Source organism: Vibrio sp. S234-5 (assembly GCF_000960595.1).
Lineage (GTDB): Bacteria > Pseudomonadota > Gammaproteobacteria > Enterobacterales > Vibrionaceae > Vibrio.
The window spans coordinates 1-411 of record NZ_JZAM01000381.1; the positions used below are offsets into that span (position 1 = coordinate 1).

1 protein-coding gene is annotated in these 411 nt (G+C 50.1%); it reads right to left on the minus strand.

Annotation, left to right across the window (positions count from 1 at the left end; all coding sequences use genetic code 11):
* Positions 1-141 precede the first annotated feature (141 nt).
* Positions 142-411, minus strand: a 270-nt coding sequence (locus UF06_RS21625; protein ID WP_206778258.1) for a hypothetical protein, incomplete at its 5' end; no start/stop codon positions are given.

Below are 411 nucleotides of genomic sequence, written 5' to 3' on the forward strand. Positions count from 1 at the left end.
TTTGCGGGTTTTCCCTTCCCGATATCTTTTGGTTCGACGGGCCGGATTAAGAGAGAGACGTGTATGAAATGCGTCGCCAACAGTGCGGAATAGGGGGCGCAGGTGCAGTGGCTGACGAGCCTAGATCATTTTGTCGGCTCCTTAGTGGTTCGTGATGTGGCGTTTCAATACAGTTATAACCTGCTTATTTGGCCAAAGATGCAGCAGGATCAAGTACGACAGTGCTAAAGTATCAAGGCCGGCGGGAATCCGTGTTCGGTAGTAGCTTTTTATATCTAAAAGGCGCGCCATTTCATCTAGCGGTTTTAGAATCGCGCTCGGCGGGATTGACCCTTCCCTTTCCACAACCAGTTGGTAGTTCAACTGTTTGGCATTACCTGCGGGATTAACCACCATCATAGTCGGTTGCCC